The 23,394-nt window shown below is 68.8% G+C and carries 25 protein-coding genes; 13 read left to right on the top strand and 12 right to left on the bottom strand.

The genetic code is table 11. From position 1 onward, the window contains the following. Positions 1-41 precede the first annotated feature (41 nt). The 3 genes from L324_RS21125 to L324_RS21115 are packed head-to-tail and all read left to right on the top strand — an operon-like array spanning position 42 to position 1,972. Positions 42-755: a phosphoribosyltransferase gene (locus L324_RS21125; RefSeq protein WP_063624606.1), complete on the top strand. Its 714-nt coding sequence runs from the start codon at positions 42-44 to the stop codon at positions 753-755. Then, positions 752-1,384: a DUF2267 domain-containing protein gene (locus L324_RS21120; RefSeq protein WP_037311127.1), complete on the top strand. Its 633-nt coding sequence runs from the start codon at positions 752-754 to the stop codon at positions 1,382-1,384. The genes L324_RS21125 and L324_RS21120 overlap by 4 nt, the downstream gene beginning before the upstream one ends. 42 nt (positions 1,385-1,426) lie before the next feature. Beyond that, positions 1,427-1,972 carry a nitroreductase/quinone reductase family protein gene (locus L324_RS21115; protein ID WP_051174010.1) on the top strand — a complete coding sequence of 182 codons (546 nt, stop codon included), beginning with the start codon at positions 1,427-1,429 and terminating at the stop codon, positions 1,970-1,972. 15 nt (positions 1,973-1,987) lie between these two features. Here L324_RS21115 and L324_RS21110 read toward each other — a convergent pair whose 3' ends face one another. Next, entirely contained in the window at positions 1,988-2,302 is a 315-nt protein-coding gene (locus L324_RS21110; protein WP_152546940.1) for a hypothetical protein, read from the bottom strand. A gap of 347 nt (positions 2,303-2,649) precedes the next feature. Between L324_RS21110 and L324_RS21105 the strand changes: the two genes are divergently transcribed. Both L324_RS21105 and L324_RS21100 read left to right on the top strand, forming a co-directional pair. Beyond that, complete coding sequence (locus L324_RS21105) at positions 2,650-3,078, top strand: nitroreductase/quinone reductase family protein (protein ID WP_037311122.1); 429 nt, start codon at positions 2,650-2,652, stop codon at positions 3,076-3,078. 143 nt (positions 3,079-3,221) lie between these two features. After that, positions 3,222-4,202 (top strand): universal stress protein, encoded by a 981-nt coding sequence (locus L324_RS21100; protein WP_161780871.1) that lies wholly within the window; start codon positions 3,222-3,224, stop codon positions 4,200-4,202. Between the two features lie 71 nt (positions 4,203-4,273). Here the strand turns inward: L324_RS21100 and L324_RS21095 are convergent, their stop codons facing one another. Further along, positions 4,274-4,666 carry an Hsp20/alpha crystallin family protein gene (locus tag L324_RS21095; protein WP_037311116.1) on the bottom strand — a complete coding sequence of 131 codons (393 nt, stop codon included), beginning with the start codon at positions 4,664-4,666 and terminating at the stop codon, positions 4,274-4,276. 271 nt (positions 4,667-4,937) lie between these two features. On the opposite strand from L324_RS21095, the gene L324_RS21090 reads away from it, so the two are divergent. From L324_RS21090 to L324_RS21060, 7 genes are all read left to right on the top strand, one after another. Then, complete coding sequence (locus tag L324_RS21090) at positions 4,938-6,266, top strand: nicotinate phosphoribosyltransferase (RefSeq protein WP_037311113.1); 1,329 nt, start codon at positions 4,938-4,940, stop codon at positions 6,264-6,266. 103 nt (positions 6,267-6,369) lie between these two features. After that, on the top strand, positions 6,370-6,657 hold the full coding sequence (locus tag L324_RS21085) for a DUF4342 domain-containing protein (RefSeq protein WP_037311110.1): 288 nt from the start codon (positions 6,370-6,372) through the stop codon (positions 6,655-6,657). Then, positions 6,654-7,304, top strand: coding sequence for a LiaF transmembrane domain-containing protein (locus L324_RS21080; protein WP_037311108.1), 651 nt, complete (start codon positions 6,654-6,656; stop codon positions 7,302-7,304). The genes L324_RS21085 and L324_RS21080 overlap by 4 nt, the downstream gene beginning before the upstream one ends. Further along, positions 7,304-8,791, top strand: coding sequence for a GyrI-like domain-containing protein (locus L324_RS41010; RefSeq protein ID WP_051174008.1), 1,488 nt, complete (start codon positions 7,304-7,306; stop codon positions 8,789-8,791). The genes L324_RS21080 and L324_RS41010 overlap by 1 nt, the downstream gene beginning before the upstream one ends. Before the next feature lie 130 nt (positions 8,792-8,921). Continuing rightward, positions 8,922-9,560 (top strand): MFS transporter, encoded by a 639-nt coding sequence (locus L324_RS42455; protein WP_152546939.1) that lies wholly within the window; start codon positions 8,922-8,924, stop codon positions 9,558-9,560. Continuing rightward, entirely contained in the window at positions 9,551-9,850 is a 300-nt protein-coding gene (locus L324_RS21065) for an MFS transporter (RefSeq protein WP_161780870.1), read from the top strand. Before L324_RS42455 ends, L324_RS21065 begins: the two co-directional genes overlap by 10 nt. A gap of 614 nt (positions 9,851-10,464) precedes the next feature. Then, positions 10,465-11,925, top strand: a complete 1,461-nt coding sequence (locus L324_RS21060; RefSeq protein ID WP_173426385.1) for a trypsin-like serine protease — start codon at positions 10,465-10,467, stop codon at positions 11,923-11,925. A 62-nt stretch (positions 11,926-11,987) separates the two neighbouring features. On the opposite strand, the gene L324_RS21055 is transcribed toward L324_RS21060, so the two are convergent. Next, positions 11,988-12,665, bottom strand: coding sequence for a response regulator transcription factor (locus tag L324_RS21055; protein WP_051174007.1), 678 nt, complete (start codon positions 12,663-12,665; stop codon positions 11,988-11,990). Positions 12,666-12,759: 94 nt separating this feature from the next. Between L324_RS21055 and L324_RS21050 the strand changes: the two genes are divergently transcribed. Then, on the top strand, positions 12,760-13,677 hold the full coding sequence (locus L324_RS21050) for an oxidoreductase (protein ID WP_037311102.1): 918 nt from the start codon (positions 12,760-12,762) through the stop codon (positions 13,675-13,677). Positions 13,678-13,683: 6 nt separating this feature from the next. Here L324_RS21050 and L324_RS21045 read toward each other — a convergent pair whose 3' ends face one another. From L324_RS21045 to L324_RS21005, 9 genes are all read right to left on the bottom strand, one after another. After that, positions 13,684-14,775 carry a 3-deoxy-7-phosphoheptulonate synthase gene (locus L324_RS21045; protein WP_152546938.1) on the bottom strand — a complete coding sequence of 364 codons (1,092 nt, stop codon included), beginning with the start codon at positions 14,773-14,775 and terminating at the stop codon, positions 13,684-13,686. A 298-nt stretch (positions 14,776-15,073) separates the two neighbouring features. After that, entirely contained in the window at positions 15,074-15,871 is a 798-nt protein-coding gene (dpgD, locus tag L324_RS21040; protein ID WP_037311097.1) for an enoyl-CoA-hydratase DpgD, read from the bottom strand. Beyond that, positions 15,868-17,172, bottom strand: coding sequence for a (3,5-dihydroxyphenyl)acetyl-CoA 1,2-dioxygenase DpgC (gene dpgC / locus L324_RS21035; protein WP_037311095.1), 1,305 nt, complete (start codon positions 17,170-17,172; stop codon positions 15,868-15,870). Before dpgC ends, dpgD begins: the two co-directional genes overlap by 4 nt. Beyond that, on the bottom strand, positions 17,169-17,822 hold the full coding sequence (gene dpgB / locus L324_RS21030) for an enoyl-CoA-hydratase DpgB (RefSeq protein ID WP_235783600.1): 654 nt from the start codon (positions 17,820-17,822) through the stop codon (positions 17,169-17,171). Before dpgB ends, dpgC begins: the two co-directional genes overlap by 4 nt. 11 nt (positions 17,823-17,833) lie before the next feature. Next, positions 17,834-18,934, bottom strand: a complete 1,101-nt coding sequence (gene dpgA / locus L324_RS21025) for a 3,5-dihydroxyphenylacetyl-CoA synthase DpgA (RefSeq protein ID WP_037311089.1) — start codon at positions 18,932-18,934, stop codon at positions 17,834-17,836. 107 nt (positions 18,935-19,041) lie between these two features. Next, positions 19,042-19,659: a dTDP-4-dehydrorhamnose 3,5-epimerase family protein gene (locus L324_RS21020; protein WP_037311086.1), complete on the bottom strand. Its 618-nt coding sequence runs from the start codon at positions 19,657-19,659 to the stop codon at positions 19,042-19,044. A gap of 23 nt (positions 19,660-19,682) precedes the next feature. Continuing rightward, positions 19,683-20,792: a DegT/DnrJ/EryC1/StrS family aminotransferase gene (locus L324_RS21015; protein WP_037311083.1), complete on the bottom strand. Its 1,110-nt coding sequence runs from the start codon at positions 20,790-20,792 to the stop codon at positions 19,683-19,685. Further along, positions 20,789-21,766, bottom strand: coding sequence for an NAD-dependent epimerase/dehydratase family protein (locus tag L324_RS21010; RefSeq protein WP_037311081.1), 978 nt, complete (start codon positions 21,764-21,766; stop codon positions 20,789-20,791). Before L324_RS21010 ends, L324_RS21015 begins: the two co-directional genes overlap by 4 nt. A gap of 1 nt (position 21,767) precedes the next feature. Continuing rightward, positions 21,768-23,180, bottom strand: a complete 1,413-nt coding sequence (locus L324_RS21005; protein ID WP_037311078.1) for an NDP-hexose 2,3-dehydratase family protein — start codon at positions 23,178-23,180, stop codon at positions 21,768-21,770. Positions 23,181-23,394 lie beyond the last annotated feature (214 nt).

Raw genomic sequence — 23,394 nt, 5'->3', positions numbered from 1 at the left:
CTGATCCCGGCCGCCGTCGAGTAGCCGCGTGAGGAGCCGTTATGCGTTTCCGGGACCGTCGAGAAGCCGGCCGAGCCCTCGGCGAGCGACTCCGGTATCTCCAGGGCCGCCACGTCATCGTGCTCGGCCTGCCCCGAGGTGGCGTCGTCGTCGCCAGGGAGATCGCCGACATCCTCCGGGTTCCGATGGACATCCTGCCGGTCCGCAAGGTGGGAGTCCCCGGCCGGCCCGAACTCGCCATGGGCGCGCTGGGGGAGGGCGGTGTCCTGGTCACCGACCACGATGTCGTCGGCGCATGCGGGATAAGCCCGGATGAGCTGGCCGCCGCCGCCCGCACCGAACGTACGGAGCTGGCCCGCCGCATCGCCGTCTACCGGCATGGCCGCCCGCCGCTCCCGGTGGCCGGGCAGACCGTGGTGCTCGCCGACGACGGAGTCGCCACCGGCAGTACCGCGCACGCGGCCGTCCGGGTGCTACGCGGCCGACGAGCAGGCAAGATCATCCTCGCGGTCCCGGTCGGTCCGGAACGCGTCCTCGACCGGCTCAGGAACGAGGTCGACCAAGTGGTCTGTCCATACTCGCCGCGCTCGATCCCCTCGATCGGCCAGTGCTACGACGCCTTCCCTCAGCTCCACGACGAGGAGGTGCTCGACTTGCTGGACGACACGTATACGGTCCCGCGGCGAGACAACGCTTTGCCGTCCACAGTGGACGAAACGGACCGGATCGCGAACAGAACGGGAGATATCTTGTGACACACCAACCAAACCCATTCGCCCCCGCGGAGCAGAAAGCGCATGATTGGCTGGCGGCCGTCGCACGCGGCCTCGGTACCGAGGACCGCCGCCATGCCTTCCGCGTGCTGCGCACGTGGCTCCGCCTCGTGCGCGATCGGCTCACCGTCGACAGTGCGGTGCATTTCGGCGCTCAGCTTCCCGAGTTGTTACGCGGCGTCTATTACGACGGGTGGACTCCCAGCCGGGTGCCCGTGCGGTACGACCGCACCTGGTTCATCGACCACTTCGCCGAGGAAGCCGGCATCTCCCCCGCCGATGTGCCCGCGGTCGCGGGCGCCGTATCCGCGAGCCTGGGCGCCTTGTGTTCACCCGGACAGCTCGAACATGTCCTCACGCTCATGCCCGCCGGGCTGCGCGGCGAACTCGAGGGAGCGGCGACCGCCCCGTCCGGTCGGCCCGAGCTGGCCGGGGAACAAGTGCGGATCGACGAACTGGAGGGCAAGGTCCAGGCACTCACCGAAGCCGTCAGCGCACTCGCCCACGGCCTCGAGTGTCTCCCCGCCGGTGAACCCGCACCGGACCACACCGGCAAGGCCGCGCAGGAAGCCCATCGCATCCTGTTGGAGCACAACGCCGTCAAACGGTGATCCTCGTTCGGACCACCACAGATACCCGTAAGGAGGTCACGCATGCCAGGCGCGGACGAACACCGGATCGTCGAAGGCATCATCGGGCCGGTCGACTACACCGCATCTGTTCGGTACCGCCGGACGCCCTGGCTGTACCGACGGCTGCAACCACTGGGTTGGTGGTTGATCGGCCATGGGCTCAGCCCGGCGTACGCGGTGGTTCTGGAGGTACCAGGACGCCGGAGCTCGGTGATCCACCGGACATCGCTGGTGCGGGTCACGCTCGACGGACAGCACTATCTCGTGTCACTGGCCGGTGAATCGGACTGGGTCCGCAACGTCCGCGCCGCCGGCGGCCATGCGGTGCTCGGCCGCCGGGAACGCCGCGCGGTGACGTTGCTGGAGGTCCCTGCCGAGGAACGGCCGCCGGTGATCCAGGCTTACCTCGGCCGGGCCGGGCGATCCGGCCGCTCATGGGGACGAGCGTCCGAGGCGCGACACTACTTCGGTGTCAGCGCGGAACCGTCAAGGGACGAGCTCGCCACCGTGGCCGCGCGGTATCCGGTCTTCCGGATCGTCGAGCACCGTCCGGAATCCGGCCGGTGACAGCAGAAGGTCTGATCACGACCGGCCGTCACGCTGCCGGGGAACGGCGGGTTCACCCGTGGTGCGATGGCCGGTGAGGCGGGCGACCCGGACCCGCAGACCGTTCTCGAAGACCGTGGCATTCCGCTGACGGGTGGCGACGGGCATGACGGGTACGCGGTGATCCGGGTACGTCATCGGGTACGCGATCCCCATGCCCGTGATGGTCCAGCCGCCTGCCCCGTGGCGATCGAAGTGAGAGAATTCGGCGGTGACGGGCCGGAGCGCGGCGGCATGGAAGATCGCCGAGGAGTCTCCGCCGGGCATGAGCAGATCCCCGTCGTCGAGCATGAAGCAAGGCAAAACCACCTGAGCACGTCCGTCGACCGCGACGAGCGCGTTCCGGCGTCGTCCGGGTGATCGGAGCAGCTTGACGCATTCGGAATGGGTCAAGCGCACCAGCCCCATCTGTCTCTTCCTCTCGCCTGGCCGATTCCGGGAACAGAGGACGGAGCACTGTCCATTATGGACACGGGGACGGACCGAGCCACGTCATCTTCGCCGTGGTTCCCACTGTCCGATCCAGGGTGGGTCCCGGCTGCGGCCGGAGGACCCACCGACGAAGGTCTTTCGTCCCTCACCCGCTCCGGGTGCCGGCCGGGACCATCGCATGGTGCACCCGAACCCAGGAGGCAGGAATGGTGACAGGGAACCACATCCGCACCGGACGCGACCGTGGAAGAGACGTCGTGCGCACCTTCAACAAGCGTGTCCTGAATCCGGTGATGCTGCGGCTGGCCGGCAAGCGATACTGGTACGCCGCCGTACTCCGGCACACCGGCCGCCGTTCCGGGAAACGGTATGCCACCCCCGTGGTGGTGGAGCGCACCGCGAACGGCTTCATCATCCCCTTGCCGTACGGCACGCGGGTCGACTGGTTGAGGAACATGCTCGCCACGGGCGGGGCCACCATCGAGACGAAGGGCGAAAGCCATGAGGTCATGGCTCCCACGGTCATCGACGCGGACGCCGCTCTCCCGCAGCTTTCCCGCAGCCGGGCCCGCGCGTGGCGGTTCTTCGGCATCCGGAACTACGTCCAGGTGCGCGACCGCGTCGCACGGTCTTGAGCCGCGGCGGAACCGGTTCTCGGGCGAACGGTCACCGCGCCGCAGGGGCGAACATCAGACCACGGTGAAGGGAGACGATGGTGTCAAGACAGGAATCGGCCACGATGACCTCGACCGGCGAACCGCCGGCCGGGTGGAATCCCATGCCCCGGCACACCCACACCCCGCTGTGCGGCAGCCGCGATCGGATCGTCGTGGGAGTCGACGAGTCACCGGAATCGGTTTCCGCGCTCCGGTGGGCGGCTGCAGAGGCCCGGCTCCGTCACACTCACCTGCACGTCGTGCACAGCCATCCCGAAGGCACCGAAGGCGTCGATCTGGACAAAGTGCTGAAGCTGGCGTTCACCTCGCCACCGCCGGTGGAAATCGAATCCCTCTCCGTGGCCGCGAAGGCGCCTGAAACTCTCGTCGCCGCCTCGCATGGCGCGGCATTGCTCGTCGTGGGATCGCACGCACACGGCGCGTTCGCCGAGGTGTTCAGGTCGGTGGCCTGGCGGAGTGTCGCGTTCGCGACCTGCCCGGTCGCGGTGGTGCCCAGCGGAGACACTTTCCCGGAACAGACGCACGGTCGTGTCGTCGTCGGCGTCGAAGACAGCTTCAGCGCGAGGGACGCCCTGTGGTGGGCCGCCAACGAAACCCTGTTCCGGAGTATCGGAGGCGGCCGATGTGTCCTGCATGTCGTCCACGTCGCCGCACCGACTGTCCTGATCCCCCGCCGTCTTCCGCCCGCCGAGTTGATCATGGATGCGACCGCCACGGCCGGGGAACTGACCGGTCCCGAACGGCTCCTTCGGTCCCTGGCGACGGAAATCCTCACCGGTCCGCTCGCCAAGGTCGAGGTCCTGTTCGAGATCCGGCAGGGAGACAGCCACGAACGAACGGGCACGGTGACCGGAACGCTGGGAAAGCTCGCCCGCGAGGCCGATCTCCTTGTCGTGGGCGCCCGCGGCTACGGCGTCTTCAGCGACGCGCTCTCCATGTCGATCACGAGTGGTGCCCTGCACGGCGCTCGTTGCCCTGTCGTCGTCGCCCCGGACACGCGGGAGGACTCCCGAGGTCGCATCCGGACCGCCACCTTGGCCATGGAGCACGAGCTCGCCCGTGGCGGAGCGGTGCGCTGGTGACCCCGCCGTCGACGTGAGGTGACCACGCTCCGGCCACCTCGACGATATCGCCGAGGTGGCCGGAGCCGTCGTCAACCGGCTTTGACGGGGATGGTGTGCGTCTTCCCGACGCCTACCATCGGCACCGAAATCTCCAGGATCCCGGCGTGGTAGCGGGCTTCGATCCCGGCGAGGTCGGCCTCCACCGGCAGTTCGACGTCGCGGGAACGCTCGCCATGACGGAATTCGCCGGCGCCTTCGGCCTTCTCCTCCTTACGGCGCTCGGCCACGATGGAGAGGTTGCGGCCGGTCGCCGAGACCTTGATGTCGCGCTGGGGATCCAGCCCCGGTAGCTCGGCTCGAAGCACGTAACGGTCATCGGCGACGAAGTCCTCCAGCGGGATGGAAGGACGACCTCCGATACGTGGCTTGAGCCAGTGGAAGACCGCGGGCAAGCGTGAGGTTCTGGGCAGCAAGGATGCCATCGTCGTTCCTTCCTCTCGCGGAATCGGGTATGCCACCCAACGTCACGTACCGAGGTCCCGCCGGGCCAGAGTCCGCCTTCTCTCCTTACCGGGACGAAGGTCCCGTCGTGACGGTGTCCGCGAACACGGGTGACCAGCGAAGACCCAGCGGGGCCGGCAAGGGACCAAGGACGCCGGCAGGAGAGACCTAGGGACCTGGCTCGACGCGGCGACCCAGGTTTCCCTTGACACGGGAGGTGGTTCGGGTGTCCCCGCAGCCGAGGATCAGGCCATGACCGGATCGCACACCGATCTGTACGAGATCAGGATGGCGGCGAGCTACCTGCGCCGGGGGATGACGCAGCCCGCGACCTTCAGCCTGTTCGCCCGGCGACTTCCCCCCGAGCGGGGCTTCCTCGTCGCCGCCGGGCTCGCCGATTGCCTCGACTTCCTGGAGACGTTCAGCTTCGACGAGTCCGAATTGGACTATCTGCGGACGAGCGCCGGCCTGGTGGATCGAGATCGTGAAGCGCTGGCACGGTTGCGCTTCACCGGTGACGTCATGGCGGTTCCCGAGGGGCGGGTCGTCCTCGCCGACGAGCCGCTCCTGGAGATCACCGCCCCGCTCCCTGAGGCACAGCTGGTCGAAACCGCGATGCTCAACTTCGTCACCTCCGCCACCGCGGTGGCCACGAAGGCCGCCAGATGCCGGATCGCCGCCGGGAACGCCCGGTTGATCGACTTCGGCGCCCGCCGCACGCACGGGCGTGACGCCGCCTTCACCGCCGCGAGGGTTTCGGCGATCGCGGGATTCGACGCGACCAGCCATGTCGCCGCCGCTCAGCGATACGGGCTGACAACGGCGGGCACGATGGCCCACTCCTATGTCCAGGCCTTCCCTCGCGAGTCGGACGCGTTCCGGGCCTTCGCCGAGGATTTCCCCGCCGACCCGATCTTCCTGGTCGACACCTACGACACCGTGGGCGGAATCCGCGCGGCCGTCGAAGTCGCCGAGGGCCTCGGTATCCCCGACCGTCATCTCGGCGTCCGGCTGGATTCCGGCGATCTCGGCGCGTTGGCCGGTACGGCGCGGGTCATGCTCGATCGGGCCGGGCTGACGAAGGCCCGGATCGTGGCGAGCGGCGGGCTGGACGAATACGAACTCTCCCGGCTCACCGCTGCGAAAGCACCCATAGACGCTTACGGCGTCGGCACGAAGATGGGCGTTTCCGCCGACGCGCCGTCTCTCGACACCGCATACAAACTCGTCGAGTACGCGCAGAGGCCGGTACTGAAGCTGTCGGAGGGCAAGGCCACCGCGCCAGGCGCGAAACAGGTCCACCGGGGCGCCGTCGACCTGCTCGCGCTCAGGACGGAGCCGGCTCCCGACGACACGGAAACGCTGTTGTACCCGGTAATGCGGGCGGGCAGGCGGCTCGATGGACCCGACACCATCGACGCGGCGAGGCAGCGGTGCCGACGGGATCTGGCCCGGTTGCCTTCGGCGGCGCTGACGATCTCCGCGCCTCGGCCACCGACGGTCGTCCGCTCCGCACGGTTGCTGAGCCTTACCGAGCGGCTGACTCAGGACGCCGCACGGGTGATCGCCGGGCCACGGTGATCCCGCGTGCGCACTGACGACTCTGTGCCCACCGTGAAGGACCGAAGGTCACTGCCGCCCGGCACGGCGAACGGCTCATTGTGGTGAGGGAAGGGAGAAAACCATGCCTGTGCACCAGGAAAACGATCGGACGGCAGAGCCGGCACGTACCCGGAACGAGGTCCTCGCGGAGAAGGCGAAGCACCTTCTCCGTGAAGGCAACGTCCGGCGCATAGTGGTCAGGGACAGCCGTGAACGCACCGTCCTCGACATCCCGGTGAACGCGGGTCTCGTCGCCGCGGTCCTGGCCCCGGCCGTCGCCGCGGCCGGCGCGATCGCGGCCATCGTGGGACCGTGGTCGATCGAGGTCGAGCACCGCGACGACAACACGCCGGAAGAGCGGGCGTCATGAAACCCGTCCGTTTCTGGGTCGGACTCGTCCTGGTCACGCTCGGCGTACTCGGCATCCTCGACGCGACCGGTGTCCTCGAATCCGGAGACGTGATCGCGAGCTGGTGGCCGGCCGCCCTCGCCGGCCTCGGAGTCGTCGCCATGCTCTCGCAACGCCGCGTCTCGATCGGGCCCGCCATGGTCACGGTGATCGGCCTCGTTCTGCTCGCGGGCACCCTCGACCTCACCACCGGGGACCTGTGGTGGCCGACGATCCTGGCCATCGCCGGTCTCGCCGTGCTCACCGGGCTACGCCGTCAGCACAGCAGCCGGACCCCGCTCGTCATGTTCGGCGGAGCGACCACAAGGGAACAGTCCAGCCACCTACGCCACACCGACGTCTCGGCGATCTTCGGCGGCTCGACCCTCGATCTCCGCCAAGCGCGGATCGACCCGGGTGCGACCGTCGACGCGTTCGCGTTGTTCGGCGGGGTGAAGGTGCTGGTGCCTCCCGGCTGGCGGATCGAACTCGGCGGCCTGCCGTTCATGGGCGGCCTCGAAGACAAGACCAACGGCTCCGGGAAAACACCCGAAGACGCCCCCGTCCTCACCGTGAACGGCACCGCGATCTTCGGCGGCGTCGAGGTCACGAACACTCCGGACGAGTAATGGCACTCACGACCCGCCAGAAGCACGCGCTGCGGCACCTCACGATGACGGGAACGCTGTCTCCAGCACAGGAACAGGCCGTCCGCGAGGCGTTTGACGAGCCCGGCCCAGCACGTGCCACGTCGCCCCGGCTCCTTGAGGTCGCGGGTTACCTCGGCGGAAGTCTTCTGCTCGGCGGCGCGGCCCTGCTCATCGGCACCTCATGGGAGCAGCTGCCGCGCGCCGGGCGGCTGGCCCTGCTGGGGGCCGCCACGGCGACGCTCGTCGTGACGGGTCTGGTCTTCGCGGGCGGCCCTGCCGCGGTGCACGGGCTCACGCACTGGCGGCGGCGCGTCGTCAGCGCCCTGTTCTCGCTGTCGGCGGTGACCGCGGCCTTCGCCGCCGGTACCGCCGTGGGAAGCCACGAGTTCCTCGCCGCCACGACGACCTGCCTGGTGATCGCGGTCCTCGGGCAGCTCCTGCTGCCGACCCCCGTCGGGCATCTGCTCCTGGTCGTGGCGGGCGCGGCCACGGCGGGCGTGTGGACCAGCGATCTCATCTCCGACACTCCCGTCGCGGTAGGTGCCGCGCTCTTCATCGTCGGCGGTGTCGAGATCGTCCTGGCCGCGGGAGGCCTGCTCCAGCAGGCGGAGTTCGGGCTGGCGCTGGGGTCGGCCGTGGCGTTGCTGGGCGCGCAGCAGGCACTGGGCAAGCCAGAAACCGCGTGGATGGCATACGCGCTCACCGCCGCGCTGGCCGTCTCGGGTTTCGTGCTTCATTGGCGGACACGCCGGATCGTGCCGCTGATCACCGGGATCGTGTCGACCACCATCGTTGTTCCCGAAGCGATCGGCGACTGGACGGACGGGGCCGTGAGCGGCGGTGTACTGCTCCTCACCGCCGGCGCCGTCCTGCTCGCGACGGTCGGCGTGGCGCTGCGGTTCCGTCGCCGATCTCCCTCGGGGGCACCAGGTCCCGGCCCTCCGGGCCATTCGGCACTGCCTGTCGCCGAGACGGCGGCAGATGCTCATTCCATGAGCTATCAAGTGAATCTCACCGACGTCGAACCCGTGACCACCGCCCATCTGCACCGGCACACCACGACCGAGGAGATCGGAAAGACAGTGGGTGCCGGTTTCGAGGAGCTCTACACCTTCGTGACCGGTGCGGGCGCGATACCGGCCGGGCCGCCCCAGGCCGCCTATCCGGGCGATTTCCAGCCGGGCGGCGAGGTCGACGTCGACCTCTACGTGCCCATCGACGGCGCTCCCCCGGCACAGGGCGGCATCGACTTCGTCACGTTGCCCGGTGGCCCGGTCGCGAAGACCTCGCACCGTGGACCTTACGACCGGGTCGGTGCCGCGTACGAGGCCCTGTTCACCTGGGTCCGCGAACACGGACGCACTCCGGCCGGGCCGCCGCGTGAGCTGTACTTGACCGGTCCGGACACGGTGACGGAACCGGCGGATTACCTCACCGACGTGATCTTGCCACTGCGCGCGGAATGAACGCCGGCGTCCTGGAAGGCGGAGACGCTTCAAGCTTGCTGGTACAACTGAAAAGGGGTGAGGGGGGAGTTCGTGCTCGCTGCGATCCGGTCATCTCGGGCGCACCACGCTCGCGGCGGAAAGCCGTGCGATGGGGCCTGAGGAAGACGAAGTTCCGCGGCGCAAATCGGTCAATCCCCGGCTGGCGGCCCTGACGGCGGGCGCCGGACTGTCCGAATTCGGCGATGTGGTGTTCCTCGTCGCCTTCATCGCCTCCCTTTCCCTTTCCGCCGGTTCGCCGCGCACGCTGGGATTCGTGCTGGTCGCTTTCGGCGTCGGCAATCTGCTCGGTGCCGTCCTCGGCGGCGTGCTCGTCGACCGGCTTCCCGCCCACGCCCGGCTCGTCTCGGGAAACCTCGCCACCGCGGCGCTGGTCGTGGTCTTCGCCTACGCCACCCCGCTCCCGGTGGTCCGGCAGGAGGATCGGTCAGCTCGCCGGACCGCTCCTCGGCGGCTCCCTCGTCGCCGTCGGCCACGCCCGCGAGGCGTACCTCGTCAACGCCGCCACGTTCGTCCTGGCCGCCGTCGCCACGCTCGTCGCCCTGCCGTCCGGCGCCCGCGTCCACCGGCCAGACGACGACACCGGCGCTCCGCCGAGGCGGCTTCACCACCGGGATCCTCGCGCGCCACACGTCGCCGAAACGAGCGGCCGTGGTCTGCCTCGCCGTGGCCGCGTGCGCACTCGGACTGCTGCCCGCCGTTCCCTGGCTCGCTCTCGCGGTGGTGCTGAGGGCCGCCGGTGGATGGGCTTGGAACGTTCTCAACATCATCCTGCTGAACGTGCTCCACGAAGGCGCGCCGTCGCATCTCCAAGGCCGTGTCATCGGCTTCACCCGCAGCGGTCAGGACATCTGCTTCATCGTCTTCACCGCACTCGCCGGTACCGCCGCCACGCTGATCGGCACGGCCGGCGCTCTCGTCACGGGGGGCGTCCTCGGCGTCCTCGCCAGTGTCGCGCTGGCGCTGACCGCACATCCCTTCGACTGGACACCCGCGCGCCGGAAAGCCGCGGTCCGATGACGGTGTCCAAGTGGGTTCGGCCTGGCTGACGGCGGCCGAGCGATGGCTCCGCGAGATGGTCGTGACCGTGCATACAGGCATCAATCGGACGCCTAGGCGCAGGGAATTGTCCTTTGTGGACATTTTCGCTTCATTCGGGACTCCCATGCCCGCCGTTATTTGAGGAGTGAGGCAAAGATGTCGTGCCCCGGCGAGCGTCCGGACTGGCTGGCAGAAGCCGGGCCGCGGCTCCGAGAGACACTCTCCTGAAGACAAGTGTCCGGCTTGGGTCGTTTGTGCGGTTTCGCGGGGTGGTCGTGAGTGGCAAGGAGCGTTAGAACGCTCTTTACCACTCACGACCCCGTTCGGGAACGTGCATTCAGGCATCAACCGGACGCCGAGTCGCCGAAAACTGTCCTTTGTGGACAGGCCCCGGTCTCGTGAGGGAGTCCCACGTAGGTCGCCAAGTGGTGAAGGCCTCCTTCACTACCTTGAGGGTAGGCAAGGGGACCTTCACGGCAGTGAGCCGATCGCGCCACGTCTGCCTTCCGCTTAAATGTCCCGGGAAAACCGCCCCTTCGCCGGGTGTACTCCGGTTGAATGGTCACGAAGTCCCCGACAGGTGAGGAGATCTCGTGCGGAGAGCTAGAAGGCTGGGGGCACTGGCCGTTGCGGTTCTGGCGGCGACGACCGCGCTGGGCGGCCCCGCGTCGGCCGAAACCGTGCCGTCGTTCCATATCTCGCTCGACCCCGCCGCGGTGCGGGAATCGGTGCAGTACCTCGTCCGGACCTACCAGGTGGACGAGCAGGAAGCGTTACGTCGCTTGGAATTGCAGACGGACGGCGTCAAACTGGACGAGCTGCTGAGCCGTGATCGCGGCGCGGAGTACGGGGGTATGTGGCTCGACCAGGGCAAGGGTCAGCTCGTGGTGGCCATGACCGAACCGGCGGCGGCCGAGCCGTATCTGAAGGCGATGCCCGACCGGTCCGGCGTCCGTACGCAGCGGGTCCAGCATTCGTTGCGGCAGCTGACGGCGGCGAAGGAACGCGTCGCGGCGAAGGTCGGTGCGGGGCCGGAAGCGGTCTACCTGCCGGCGGTGAGTGAGTCCGAGAACCGCGTCGTGCTGTGGGAACGTGCTTGGGTGGCGCAGGAACGAGTGTCCACGCGCGCGGCCTCCGAAACGGACACCGCGCGCCGGGCGACGGCGGCGGAATCCGGCATGGTCGTCTCCCGTGTGCTGGCGAATCCGAACGCGCTGTCCACGCCGAATGTGGACCTCGGTTTCTGTCATCCGCTCTACTGCAGCAATTACGGCCCCATGCGGGGTGGTCTCCGGCTGGACATGAAGCGGGACGACGGCACCTGGGGCGGCTGCACGAGTGCCTTCAACCTGCGGTCCACCGGGGGCGGTTTCCCCGGCAAGGGCTGGGTCCTGACCGCCGGTCACTGCATGCGGACCAAGACCAACAACACGCCGACCCAGCACAACGGCAACGATGTCGTACAGCAGCACGGTATCGAGAAGAGTTCCTATCCGTACGACTACGCGGCGCTGCCGTACGTGAACGACGCGGCCGCCACGAAATGGCTCGAAGGCCAGACGGGGCGCAACCGGGTGCTGAAGTACTGCCGCAACGGTGGCATGGACAGCAACAGTGACACCCCGTGCGGCCGGCAGGCCACGTCGGTGGACGAGTACATCACCGGCACCCACAAGCTCGCCGAGATCAAGGCGGGCTGGGTCGTCTGCGCCAGCGGGACGGCGTCGAGCGCGGTGAACTACCCCGATTCCGTCGACAGCGGCGCGGGCGCGGGCTACCTCGTCGGCACCCGGTGCGGCCGTGTCCTGTCCACGGACGTCGGCATCAACACCGATCTGTGCGCCCGTCCCGGCGACAGCGGCGGACCGCTGTTCAGCCAGGCCGATCACACGGCGCTGGGCATCCTGATCGGCAACCAGCAGTCCCGGTCGGGCCCGTGCCAGGCCGGGGAACTGAACAACTACGCGCCGATCGAGACGATCACCACCGATCTCAGCGAGCGGATCGCCAGTCAGGGCTCGAAGTTCGCGGTCATCACGGCTCCGAACGGCTGACGGACTCGTGAGTGGTAATGACGGTTCTAACCGTCATTACCACTCACGACCCGACTTGCGGCCTAGACCAGGCCCAGTTCCCGTGCCCGGACGCCCGCCTGGAACCGCGATTCGGCGCCCAGCGCGGCCATCAGTTCGGCGACCCGGCGCCGGTAGGTGCGCACGCCGAGGCCGAGGGACCGCGCGGCGGCTTCGTCCTTGACGCCGCTGCCGAGCAGGTCCAGCACCGCGGGCGCGAGCTGACGGATTTCGGAGACGCGCGCGTCGAAGACGGCGAGATCAGTGGCCGATCGCCAGGCCGTCTCGTACAGCGAAATCACGCCCTGAACGGTTTCCGGCTGGGTGATGACGCTGTAGCCGCGTTGCCCCGCGATGAGGTCACCGGCCAGGATCACCACCCTGCCGTCCATGATGATCGTCTCGTTGAGGTCCTCGGTGGTGATGCGGATCTGCGCGCCGAACCGGTCACGCCGCCGCGCGAGTTCCTGCGCGGACACCGAATCGAGCAGCACGCCGGACCGGTAGATCTTGCGGATCCGCAGGTCACCCGCACGGCGTTCCGCCGGCTCGGGGACCTCGTCCGACCGGCGATCGGCCACCCAGGTCGCGAGGTCGTTGGCGGCGCATGCGAGGTCGGTCACGGTGGCGAACAGATGCCCCACCCGCCGGAACAGCTCTTCCTCGCCTTGCACGACTGTGACCGCGTCGCCCGCCCGAGTGAGGCCGTCATTCGTCCGCATACCCCGATACTGCCCCAGCATCGTCGTCCGCGACCAGGTGGCAGCTTGTTGCCATTTCCTGACTTCCGGCTTCCCCGTCACGACTCTGGTCGGCATGACGAACCTTCACGACACCGCACCGTCCGCCGACGCCGCCGGCACCTGGCGGCTCGGCGACCTCACCGTCAACCGCCTCGGGCTCGGCGCGATGCGGTTGACCGGGATGCCCTGGGACGAGAAACCCAAGAGCCGCGACGGCGCGATCGCCGTCCTGCGCCGCGCGATCGAACTCGGCGTCGACCATATCGACACCGCGTCGTTCTACTTCACCGCCACGCGTTCGGCGAACGAGCTGATCAGCACCGCGCTCCAGCCCTACCCCGAAAACCTGGTGATCACCACGAAGGTCGGCCCCGGCCGTGACCGCGACGGCGAGTTCGCGTTCGCGCGGCCCGACCGGCTCCGCGGGCAGGTCGAGGAGAACATCCGCCAGCTCGGCCTCGACCACCTCGACGTCGTCAACCTGCGCTGGGGCGCCGCGATGGGCAAGGAACCCGGTTCGCTGGCCGAACACTTCGGCGTGCTCGCGGACCTGCGCGAGGCCGGGCTGATCCGGCACCTCGGCGTCTCCAACGTCGGGGCCGACCAGCTGACCGAGGCCATGGCGATCGCGCCAGTGGTCTGCGTGCAGAACCGGTACGGCCTGACCGACCGGCAGGACGACGCCCTGCTCGCCCTGTGCGCCGAGCACGGCATCGCGTTCGTGCCCTTCTTCGCCGTCACGACCGAGGTTCCCGGTGCCACCCCGCAAACGGGCGACACCGTTCCCGGCGAGGCCGAAGTCGCCAGGGTGGCCGCCGCGCACGGCGCGACCCCGGCCCAGATCCGGCTCGCCTGGACGCTGCACCGCGGCGAGCACGTCCTCGCCATCCCCGGCACCGGAGACCCCGCCCACCTGGAGGAGAACGTCGCGGCGGGCGCGCTCCGGCTCGGCGAGGACGAGCTGGCGCTGCTCGACGCCGTCGGGACCTGAGGCCCGCTACCGGTCGTCCGCCCGCTTGCCGCTGCGGCGGCGGGCGGCGGTCGCCGTGGCGAGGGTCTGGAGCACGTTCTGGGTGGCGGCGATGTCGATACAGGCGTCGGTGATCGACTGGCCGTAGGTGAGCGGCTGGTCGGGGTGCAGGTCCTGGCGGCCCGCCTTGAGGTTGGACTCCAGCATGACACCGGCGATCCCGCGCTGGCCGGTCCTGATCTGCTGGGCGATCTGCTCGGCGACGACGGGCTGCTGGAGGTGGTCCTTCCGGCTGTTGTCGTGGCTGGCGTCGATCACGACCCGGCGGGTCAGCCCGGCGTTCTGGAGCGTGGCGAGCGCCGCGCGGACCGAGGCGGGGTAGTGGTTGGGCGCGCTGTTCCCGCCGCGCAGCACGAGATGACAGTCGGGGTTGCCGACGGTGTGCAGGATCGCGGGCAGGCCGCTGGGGTCGACGCCGGGCACCACATGACGTGCCTCGGCGGCACGGATCGCGTCGACCGCGACGGTGACATCGCCGTCACGGCGGTTCTTGAAGCCGACGGGCATCGACAGTCCGCTGGCGAGCATGCGGTGGTTCTGGCTTTCGACGGTGCGGGCGCCGATCGCGCCCCAGGAGACGGTGTCGGCGAGGTAGGCCGGAATGGTGGTGTCGAGCCATTCGCTCGCCGTGGGCAGGCCGCCTTCCGCGAGTTCGAGAAGGAGATCCCTGGCGATGCGCAACCCGTGGTTGACGTCGCCGCTGCCGTCGAGATGGGGATCGTTGATGAGCCCCTTCCAGCCGCCGACCGTCCGCGGCTTTTCGAAGTACACGCGCATGACGATCACGAGGTCGTCGACGAACCGGGCGCCGATGGCGGCGAGTCGGTCGGCGTACTCGAGTGCCGCGGCGGGGTCGTGGATGGAACAGGGCCCGGCGATCACGATCAGCCGGTCGTCCTCACCGTTGAGGACGCGGACGACGGTTTCGCGGCCTTCCCGCACCGTGTCGGCCGCGGTGGCGCTGAGCGGGAGTTCGTGGTGCAGGAGGGCGGGAGTGACCAAGGGGACCATCCGGTCGATGCGCTGGTTGTCGAGATCGACAGCGGCAATGGTTGTCATCACAGATATCCAAGGTTTCTGCCGGCCCGGCCGGCGGTCTCGGGTGAACGACGAAGAAGGAGCGTGGAAAGCCACAACGGACTTTCGATTCCGGGATTACCGGGTCATCCAGCACTCAAAATATCGGAAAAGGCCGTGTCCAGTGTCGCCCTACTTCGGGCAGTCACCCATGAGCCTTTTCATCCTGGTTCGCGCTGAAGGGCGCTTTCCCCGCATCCGATGCGGGGAAAGCGCCCTTCGCCGCGTGAGATGAGAGGAAAGGCCCCTTCAGCCCCCGAGCCTGGGCCTCACGAAAGGTTCACTGCCCCGTCCATATCGGATCGCGTTTTTCGGCGAAGGCACGGACACCCTCGATCGCGTCCGCGCTCCGGCGTCGGCGCTCTTCCCAGTGATAGGACGTCGTGAACGCTTCTTCGAGCGGAAGGTCCACCGACCGCAACGCGGCCTCCTTGATCGCGCGGACCGAAAGCGGGGCGGCCCGCACCAGGCTGTCGGTCCAGTCCGCGACGCACTGGTCCAGCTCGGCCGCCGGGACGACCTCGTTGACCAGCCCGTGGCGCAGCGCCGTGGCCGCGTCCATCCGGCGCCCCGTCAGCAGATAGCCCATCGCCACCTTCTGCGGCAGCTGCCGGGGCAGCCGGAACACGCCTCCCGCCCCGGCGATCAGGCCGAGCCGGACCTCCGGCAGCGCGAAGACCGCGTCCTCGGCGGCGATGACGATGTCGCAGGCGAGCACCAGCTCGAAACCGCCGCCCAGCGCGTACCCGCGCACCCGGGCGACCACCGGTTTGGACAGCGTGAACCGGTCCGTCAGCCGGGGATGTCCCGCCTGTCCCCCGCTGCCGAACGTCGTGGGCGCGACGCCCGATTCGTTCAGCCGGGCGCGTTCCTTGAGGTCCTGCCCGACGGAGAACGCGCGGTCCCCGGCGCCGGTCAGCACCACCGCCCTGACGTCGTCGTCGGCCTCGACGTCGTCCCAGATCCCGGCGAGTTCCTCGTGCATCCGCCGGTCCATCGCGTTCAGCACGGCGGGCCGGTCCATCGTCACGTAGGCGACGTGGTCCTTCTTCTCGTACCGCACCCGGGTTTCGCTCATCGCGACCCCGCCGCGAAGCCGCCGACCTTGCCGATCACGTCGGCGCCGTAGATGCGCAAAGCCTGTTGCAGGGCGAACTCGGCCATGTACCGGCGGAATCCGTCCGGCGGTTCCTCGGCGAGATTCACCATGCGCCGGTTGGCGCGCACCGCGTCGCCGTCGAGGGCGGCGAGCGCGCTCTCGATCGCCGCGTCCATCTCCTCCGGCGGGACGACCTGGTCGACGAGCAGCCGGGCGTCCGGCTCGTCCGCCGTGATCCGGCGGCCGCCGAGGATCACCTGCCGGGCGAGCCGCGGCCCGGTGAACCGCGAAAGCCGGTAGTTCGCGGCGCCGGGAATGATCCCCTCGGTCGCCGCGGGCAGGGAGAAATAGGCGTCGGACGCCGCCACCACGTGGTCGAAGACCAGCAGGAGCTGGGCCCCGCCCCCGATGGCGAAGGAATCGACGGCCGCCAGCCAGGGCTTGTCGATCACCCGTGCTCGCCACGAACCGTCCGTGGCCACCCCGCGCACGATCTTGTGGATATAGCCCAATTCCCGCCGCAGGAGGAAATCGACGAGCGGGATGTCGCCCGAACTCAGCTTCTTGAGGTTGATCCCCGCGCAGAACACCCGGCGCCCCGCGTACCGGGGATGGCTCATCACGCCGCCCCGCAGCATCCCCACCCGGACGGCCGGGTCGAGCAGCGCCAGATCGACCGCGGTCTCCATGTCGTCGACCTGCTGGGCGTCCTCGGCGTTCAGGCAGTCGTCCCGGCACAGGGTCAGGTACGCGACGCCGTCACGGCGCTCCAGGGAGGCGGCCTCCATCCGCACCACACCGGTCTCGACGAACTCCGGCAGCAGCTCCAGCGCCCTGGCGGTGGGCCTGAGCATGGCGTCGAGCAGATGCGGCCCGGCTTTCGGCGCGCTCAGGATCCCGCGCAGGAAAATGCCCTGATCGATCTCACGGCCTTCCTTCTCCGCCTGCCGTCGGGACCGCTCGGCCGCCATCTGCGCCTCCGTGGGCACCAGGCCGGGATAGGCCGACGCGGCGGCCCGGACGAGTTCGTCGAGGCGTAGATAGCGGGTGCGGCCGTCGGTGAGCCGGTCGTAGATCTCCTCGGCGTGCGCTTCCACGTACTCCGTCCGCGCCGCCCTGATCTCGTCCAGCGCCGAGGACGCGGCCTCACGCTGCGCGGGCGTCCTGGCCGAGGGCGACGGCAACCCGTCGAGCAGCTCGTCGACACGCTGTGCCGCCTTCGCCAGGGCTCGATGGTCGAGCCCCGGCGAAAGCGACAGCGTCGGGGAATCCGTGGTCACGACGTGGCTTCCCGTCGCAAAGCCCGGTCCGCGGCGGCCAGATGCGCGCCGAGCGCGTCCTCGAAGGTGGTCGAGCCGTCTTCGAAGATCAGCTGACGGCGGATCGCGGTCTCCGCGCCGTCGAGGGCGGCGGCCGCCTCGGCCAGTCCGGCCAGCGTCTTCGCCGGATCGTCGGACACCTCGTCGACCAGGTTGAGGGCGAGCGCGCGGTCGACCTCGATCGGGGTTCCGAGCAGCACGGCCCGCCGGATCCCCGCCGCACCGGCTTGCTGGGTGAGCCGGTACACGGACATCCCAGGCCAGGTCGAACCGCCGACGGGGGCGAGCCGCAACCGGGTCCCCGGGGTGACGATCCGGAGGTCGGCGGCGAGGAGGAGGTCCAAGGCCGTTCCGGCGCATTCGCCCGACGCGACGGCGATCGTGAGCCTGCCGAGCCGCTCGAACCGGCGCACCACCCGTTCCCATTTGGAGACCAGCCCGACCGTCAGCCCGGCGGTCCATCCCGCCGACGGGACGCCCGTGACGTGGACGGTGACCGGACCCGCTTCCCGGTCGTCCTCGGCGCGGTCGCAGAGCGCGCTCAGCTCCTCGACCGACGCGGGGGAAAGCGGACGGGCGCCGTCGAGACGCAGCACAAGTTCGCCGTTCATTTCGCCATGCCTCACCATTGGATCAGCGCCATTTCGATCGTGGACCCGGGCCCCATGGTCATGAGCACGCCGTAGTCTCCGGGGCGGGTGACGTCCTCTTCGGACAGTCGCTCGTAGGAGAAGAGGAAGGAGCCGCTGGACAGGTTCCCGTAGTCACGGAGCACCCCGGTGGTGTGCCGGACGTCGTGCCTGCTCAGGCCCAGATTGACGACGACGGCGTCGACCACCTTCTTGCCGCCGGAATGCACCAGCCAGTGGCCGATGTCGCTGCGGCGCAGTCCCGTCCCGGACAGGAGCCGGTCGACGACGATCTCGGCGTGCGCACCGACCACGTAGGGGATCTGCGGGTCGAGGAAGAAGCTGAAGCGGTCCTGGTCGCGGTCCCAGTCGTACCGCATCGCGTCGACCGCGTCGGTGATGATGTAACTCGCGAACTTGAGGACACGCGGGCCGGCCACCCGGCCGTCGCCCGAGATGACGGCGAGGGCCGCGGAGCCGTCGCCGAAGAGGCTGTTGACCACCGCGGTCCGCATGGTGCCGTCCAGGGCGTAGGCGGCGGAACACGCCTCGCTGCACAGGACGACGCCGAGTTCGCCCGGATGGGCCGCGGACCAGCCGGAGACCACGTTCAGCGCGTTCAGTCCGGCGTTGCAGCCCATGCCCACGATGTCCGAGCGGCTGCAGTGCGGGTCGATGCCCATCTCGCGGATGATCAGCGCGCTCAGGCCGGGGGTCAGGAACCCGGTCGAGGTGACGCAGCACAGGTGACGCAGGTCCGAAAGCGTCGCCCCCGCCGACTTCAGGCACGCTTCGAGCGCGCGGCAGCCCATGTCGACGGCGATCTTCTTGTGCTTGTCGAGGAGGTCGCCCTGCGGTTCCGCCAGACGTCCCCCGCCGGGGTTCTCCGGTGGCAGGGTGAGGAAACGCCGGTCGATCGCGCTGTTCAGGAAGACCGATCGGATCTTGGGATCCTCGACGTCGAGGATGTCCAACAGCTCGGTCTGCGAATAGGACGTCTCGGAGACCGCGGTCCCGACGCCGGCGAATCTGGTGATCTCGGTCAGTCCATTGAGGACGGACAGCTCTTCGGTGAGTTCGATTCCGGTAGTCATCGATACATCCATCCCCAAGTTCTGAGCTTGCTTCGGAGCAGCTGCTTGACCTGCGCAGCGGGCATTGATCTCACCTTTCGGATCGAAATGGGCATTTGGCGGGAAAGTCAGGCGGTGAGCGGGACTTCGGAAAGCCGTCGCTCGAGTTCCAGGCTGGTGGCGTAATCCGGCAGCAGCCCCTGCCGCTCGGCCTCGGCGAGGGTGATGGCCACCTTGTCCCGATCGGACAGGATCGGCTCGACACTCGCGTCGATGGGCAGGTCCAGCGCGGGATCCAGCGCCGAGAGGGCGAGTTCGTTCCGCGGTACGTAGCTCGCGGAGAGCATGTACCACATGACGCTGTCGTCTTCGAGCGCCACGAACGCGTGGCCGACGCCGACCGGGAAGTACATCGCCCGGTGGTCCCGCTGGTCGAGCAGGACCGCGTCCCACCGGCCGAACGTCGGCGAACCGACCCGGATGTCGACCACGATGTCCAGGACACTGCCGCGGGCGCAGTAGACGTACTTCGCGATCCCGGGCGGCGTCATGGTGTAGTGGACTCCCCGCACCACGCCGCGTTTGGACATGCTGTGGTTCGTCTGCGCCACCCGGAAGAGCGGACCGCCGCGGGCCTCGGCGAAGGCCTCTTCCTGGAACGGCGAGACGAACAGGCCGCGGTCGTCGGGGAAGACCCGGGGAGTGAACTCGATCGCGCCCTCGACGGCCAGTTTGCGTGCTTGCACAGCTACTCCTGATGGTGGAGCGGTCAGAGGGCGGACAGCACTTCGCGGACCGCGTGGACGACCTTGTCCTGCAGATCGGTGGAAAGCGCGGGATACATCGGGAGCGAGAAGATCTCGCCCGCCAGCTTCTCGGTGACCGGCAGCGAACCCGTGCCGTAGCCGAGGTGGGCGAACCCGGTCATGGTGTGCACCGGCCACGGATAGCTGATGTTCAGGTGGATGTCGTACGCCTTGAGGCGTTCGAGGATCTCGTCGCGCCGCGGGTGGCGTACCACGTACACGTAGTACACGTGCTCGTTGCCGGGGGTGGTCTTCGGCAGTTTCAGCTCGGTGTCGCCGAGGCCTTCTTCGTAGCGCCGGGCGACGGCACGGCGTCCGTCGACGTAGGCGTCGAGCCGCTTGAGCTTGCGCCGCAGGATCTCGGCCTGGACCTCGTCGAGACGGCTGTTGTGGGCGGGCGTTTCCACCGTGTAGTAACGCTCTTCCATGCCGTAGTACCGCAGCCTCCGCAGCTTGCGCTCCACGGCTTCGTCGGACGTGATGGTCGCGCCGCCGTCGCCGTAGGCGCCGAGCACCTTGGTGGGATAGAAGGAGAACGCGGCCGCGTCACCGGTCGAACCGGCGACCGTCCCGTTCTGCCGGGCCCCGTGTGCCTGGGCGCAATCCTCCAAAAGGGACAGTCCGTGCTTCGCGGCGAGTTCCTTCAGCGGGGCCAGGTCCACGCACTGGCCGTACAGGTGCACGGGCAGCAGGCATTTGGTCCGCTCGGTGATCGCGGCCTCGACCTGTGTGGTGTCCATCAGGAAGTCGTCCTCGCGGACGTCGACGAAGACCGGGGTGGCGCCGGTGCCGTCGATGGCGACCACGGTCGGGGCGGCGGTGTTCGACACCGTGATCACCTCGTCGCCCGGTCCGACCCCGAGGGCCTGCAGGCCGAGCTTGATCGCGTTCGTGCCGTTGTCGAGGCCGACACAGTGACCGACCCCGTGATAGGCGGCGAACTCCGCTTCGAAGCCGCGCAGGCTCGCGCCGAGAACGAGCTGGCCCGAGTTGAAGACCGTCTCGACCGCGTCGAGCAGGTCGAGCCGCTCGGCCTCGTATTCGGCCAGGTAGTCCCATACACGCGTGGTCATGTGCGAACCTTTCCCTCAACTGATGACGTCAAAGCGGCGACGGTGCGGCGTACTCCGTCGGACAGCGAGATCTCCGGGCGCCAGCCGGTGATCTTCCGGAACGGCGTGGAATCGACGACGAGGTTCAGGGAATCCGTCACGGGCGCGTGTGCCGGTGGTTCCGCGCGGATCACCTCGACCGGATGCCGTCCGGTGTGCTCGGCCATTTCCCTCGCCACCAGCCGGAAGACCTCCCCCAGCCGATCGCCCCGTCCGGCGCCGAGCAGCCAGTGGGCGCCCACCAGCGAATCCGGTGCGGCCAGCGCGGCCGTGAACGCGGCCGCGACGTCGTCGACGTGGACCAGGTCGCGCCGCACCGTCCCGTCGCCCCAGATGGGGAGCGCCTGGCCTTCGAGCGCGCGGCGCGCCATGGCGGACACGACACCGCTGTCGTGCTTCCCGCCTTCCACCGTGTTCTCCCCGAAAACGGTCGGCAGCCGCAGGCTGATACCGCGCACCCGGCCGTTCGCCGTGGCCTTCTTGAGGATCTCTTCCGCCGCCAGCTTCTGCATGGCGTAGGGAGTCACCGGGAGGTCGGGCTCGCTGCCGTCGAGCGGCTCCCGAGGGGGCACGCCGACCTGCATGCTGGTGCCGCTGTACACCACCAGCGGGGGCGTTCCGCCGCCGCTTCCGATGACCTCGACGAGATCCCGCATCACGCCGACGTTCACGCGGGCGGCATCCGTGGTTTCGGCCGCCCGCCAGCCGCCGTCGGCGAGGAGCAGGTACACGACCGCGTCCGATCCCGCGACCGCTTCGGCGAGCGCCGCGCGGTCGGTGAGATCGGCGGCGACGACGGTGGTCTCGGCCCGGCCCGCCGGCGGCGTGAAGTACCTGCGCGCCACCGCGCGCAGCCGGATCGGCTGCCGCACGAGCGCGCGCGTGACGGCCGAGCCGACGAAGCCCGACGCGCCGAGGACGGTGATCGTCTTCATCTCACGCGCCGATCCGGGGCTGTGCCGCCGCGGCGTGGAGGCAGGCGAGCAGCGTGCGCGCCTCGACGTTGACGTAATGCCCGTGCCGGGTGAGCGCGGTGAGCTGGGCCGGGGTGACCCAGGCGTAGCCGGGCGGTGCTTCGACCGTGTCGTCCGCCTCGACCGCGAGATAGCGGGCCCTGACGTTGAGGAAGCGGCCGCCCTCTTCGGAATGTATGGCCTCGTAAAGGATCCGCGACGGCGGAGCGTCGAGGACGGTGTCGAGGAAGGGCGGTTGGCTTTCCGGTGGCAGGTGCGCGTAATTTTCGGGCGTGCACTGGACTGTCGGCGCCAGCTCGACCGTGTCCACGAAACCGCCGTCGACCCGGGCGTGCACGAGAACGTGCGGTACGCCGCCGAAGTCGCGTACGAGGAAAGCGGCGACACCCAGCCCGACCGATTCGAGCAGCGGCTGGGTCCAGCTGACCTTCTCGCGGTTACTGCCTTTCACGGCCACCGCGAGGACCTTGAAGTAGCGGCCGTCCTCGTGCTCGATAGCTTCGGCGCCCTGCTTCCAGCCGTGGACGTCCTTGAGCGGAATGCGGCTGACGCGCACGTCGTGCCGCGAACGCTCGTTGGTGAACCACGACAGCAGCTGGATGTCGGAGAGCACCGCGCCGGGAGCCGTGTCACGGTAGGGAAGACACGACAACACGCTCCGCGCGTTCATGTTGATCGTCTCGTCCTCGTGCATCAGTTCCGCGATCTGGCCGAGGGTGAGCCAGCAGAAGTCGTCCCACAGCGGCACGTCGTCGACGGTCTCGACGATCATGTTGCGATTGGACTTGCGGTAGAACCACGAGCCCTGCTCCGCCTGGAGGACGTCGACGATGATCCGGTCGGGGTCGGGCGGGGCGAAGTACTCGATCAGCTTGACGTTCGAGCCGCCGTGCGCCTTGGTGTAGTTGCTGCGGGTGGCCTGCACGGTCGGCGAAAGCTGTACCAGATTGGGGTTTCCCGGCTCCATCTTGGCCTGCATCAGGAAATGCAGGACACCGTCGAACTCCTTGGCGAGGATGCCGAGGATCCCCACCTCGGGCTGTTTGATGACCGGCTGCCGCCATTCGCGGTAAGGGCCGTCACCGTGCGGGCCGTCGTGTTCGACGACGTGCAGGCCCTCGATGGTGAAGAACCGTCCGCTGGCGTGCACGAGATTGCCTGTCCCGCCTTCGAAACGCCACTGGTCCAGCTCCGCGAACGGGATGTGCTGGACGTGGAAGACGTTGGCCTCACGGCGTTCCGCGATCCAGGCGCGGACGTCCTCGGTCCGCATCTGCACACCGGCGGTGTTCGCGGCCGACAAGGCGATGCGCTCCTCGTGGTCGCGATCGTCGCGGGGACGCACCGTGCCGGGAGGCTCCAGCCAAGACAGCATCACAGGGCTCCTCGCCATGACCGTTTCGCGGTACTCGGGCTTTCGACGCGGGTACCGACCGTCGTCGCTACGTCACCCCCGTGTCCCTTGAAAGGTAGCTTCGAGCGATCACAGTGGTCCAGATCGTCCAATCCCCTTGAGGGACAAGACAAAGACCGCGAAAGGGGTCGTGAGTGGTAAAGAGGGTTTTATTGAGGCTAAGGCAAACGTGGCG

Origin of the sequence: Amycolatopsis orientalis DSM 40040 = KCTC 9412 (genome assembly GCF_000478275.1) — a bacterium.
In the GTDB taxonomy this organism is placed as follows: Bacteria; Actinomycetota; Actinomycetes; order Mycobacteriales; family Pseudonocardiaceae; genus Amycolatopsis; species Amycolatopsis orientalis.
The sequence above is the reverse complement of the archived record's forward strand: the minus strand, read 5'-3'. Positions and strand labels throughout refer to the sequence as shown.

Coding starts and splice junctions, on each gene's coding strand:
- L324_RS21125 (WP_063624606.1), top strand. CDS start 42: ATGCGTTTCCGGGACCGTCGAGAAGCCGGCCGAGCCCTCGGCGAGCGA.
- L324_RS21115 (WP_051174010.1), top strand. CDS start 1,427: ATGCCAGGCGCGGACGAACACCGGATCGTCGAAGGCATCATCGGGCCG.
- L324_RS21110 (WP_152546940.1), bottom strand. CDS start 2,302: ATGCTCGACGACGGGGATCTGCTCATGCCCGGCGGAGACTCCTCGGCG.
- L324_RS21105 (WP_037311122.1), top strand. CDS start 2,650: ATGGTGACAGGGAACCACATCCGCACCGGACGCGACCGTGGAAGAGAC.
- L324_RS21100 (WP_161780871.1), top strand. CDS start 3,222: ATGCCCCGGCACACCCACACCCCGCTGTGCGGCAGCCGCGATCGGATC.
- L324_RS21095 (WP_037311116.1), bottom strand. CDS start 4,666: ATGGCATCCTTGCTGCCCAGAACCTCACGCTTGCCCGCGGTCTTCCAC.
- L324_RS21090 (WP_037311113.1), top strand. CDS start 4,938: ATGACCGGATCGCACACCGATCTGTACGAGATCAGGATGGCGGCGAGC.
- L324_RS21085 (WP_037311110.1), top strand. CDS start 6,370: ATGCCTGTGCACCAGGAAAACGATCGGACGGCAGAGCCGGCACGTACC.
- L324_RS21080 (WP_037311108.1), top strand. CDS start 6,654: ATGAAACCCGTCCGTTTCTGGGTCGGACTCGTCCTGGTCACGCTCGGC.
- L324_RS41010 (WP_051174008.1), top strand. CDS start 7,304: ATGGCACTCACGACCCGCCAGAAGCACGCGCTGCGGCACCTCACGATG.
- L324_RS42455 (WP_152546939.1), top strand. CDS start 8,922: ATGGGGCCTGAGGAAGACGAAGTTCCGCGGCGCAAATCGGTCAATCCC.
- L324_RS21055 (WP_051174007.1), bottom strand. CDS start 12,665: ATGCGGACGAATGACGGCCTCACTCGGGCGGGCGACGCGGTCACAGTC.
- L324_RS21050 (WP_037311102.1), top strand. CDS start 12,760: ATGACGAACCTTCACGACACCGCACCGTCCGCCGACGCCGCCGGCACC.
- L324_RS21045 (WP_152546938.1), bottom strand. CDS start 14,775: ATGACAACCATTGCCGCTGTCGATCTCGACAACCAGCGCATCGACCGG.
- dpgD (WP_037311097.1), bottom strand. CDS start 15,871: ATGAGCGAAACCCGGGTGCGGTACGAGAAGAAGGACCACGTCGCCTAC.
- dpgB (WP_235783600.1), bottom strand. CDS start 17,822: ATGAACGGCGAACTTGTGCTGCGTCTCGACGGCGCCCGTCCGCTTTCC.
- dpgA (WP_037311089.1), bottom strand. CDS start 18,934: ATGACTACCGGAATCGAACTCACCGAAGAGCTGTCCGTCCTCAATGGA.
- L324_RS21015 (WP_037311083.1), bottom strand. CDS start 20,792: ATGACCACGCGTGTATGGGACTACCTGGCCGAATACGAGGCCGAGCGG.
- L324_RS21010 (WP_037311081.1), bottom strand. CDS start 21,766: ATGAAGACGATCACCGTCCTCGGCGCGTCGGGCTTCGTCGGCTCGGCC.
- L324_RS21005 (WP_037311078.1), bottom strand. CDS start 23,180: ATGCTGTCTTGGCTGGAGCCTCCCGGCACGGTGCGTCCCCGCGACGAT.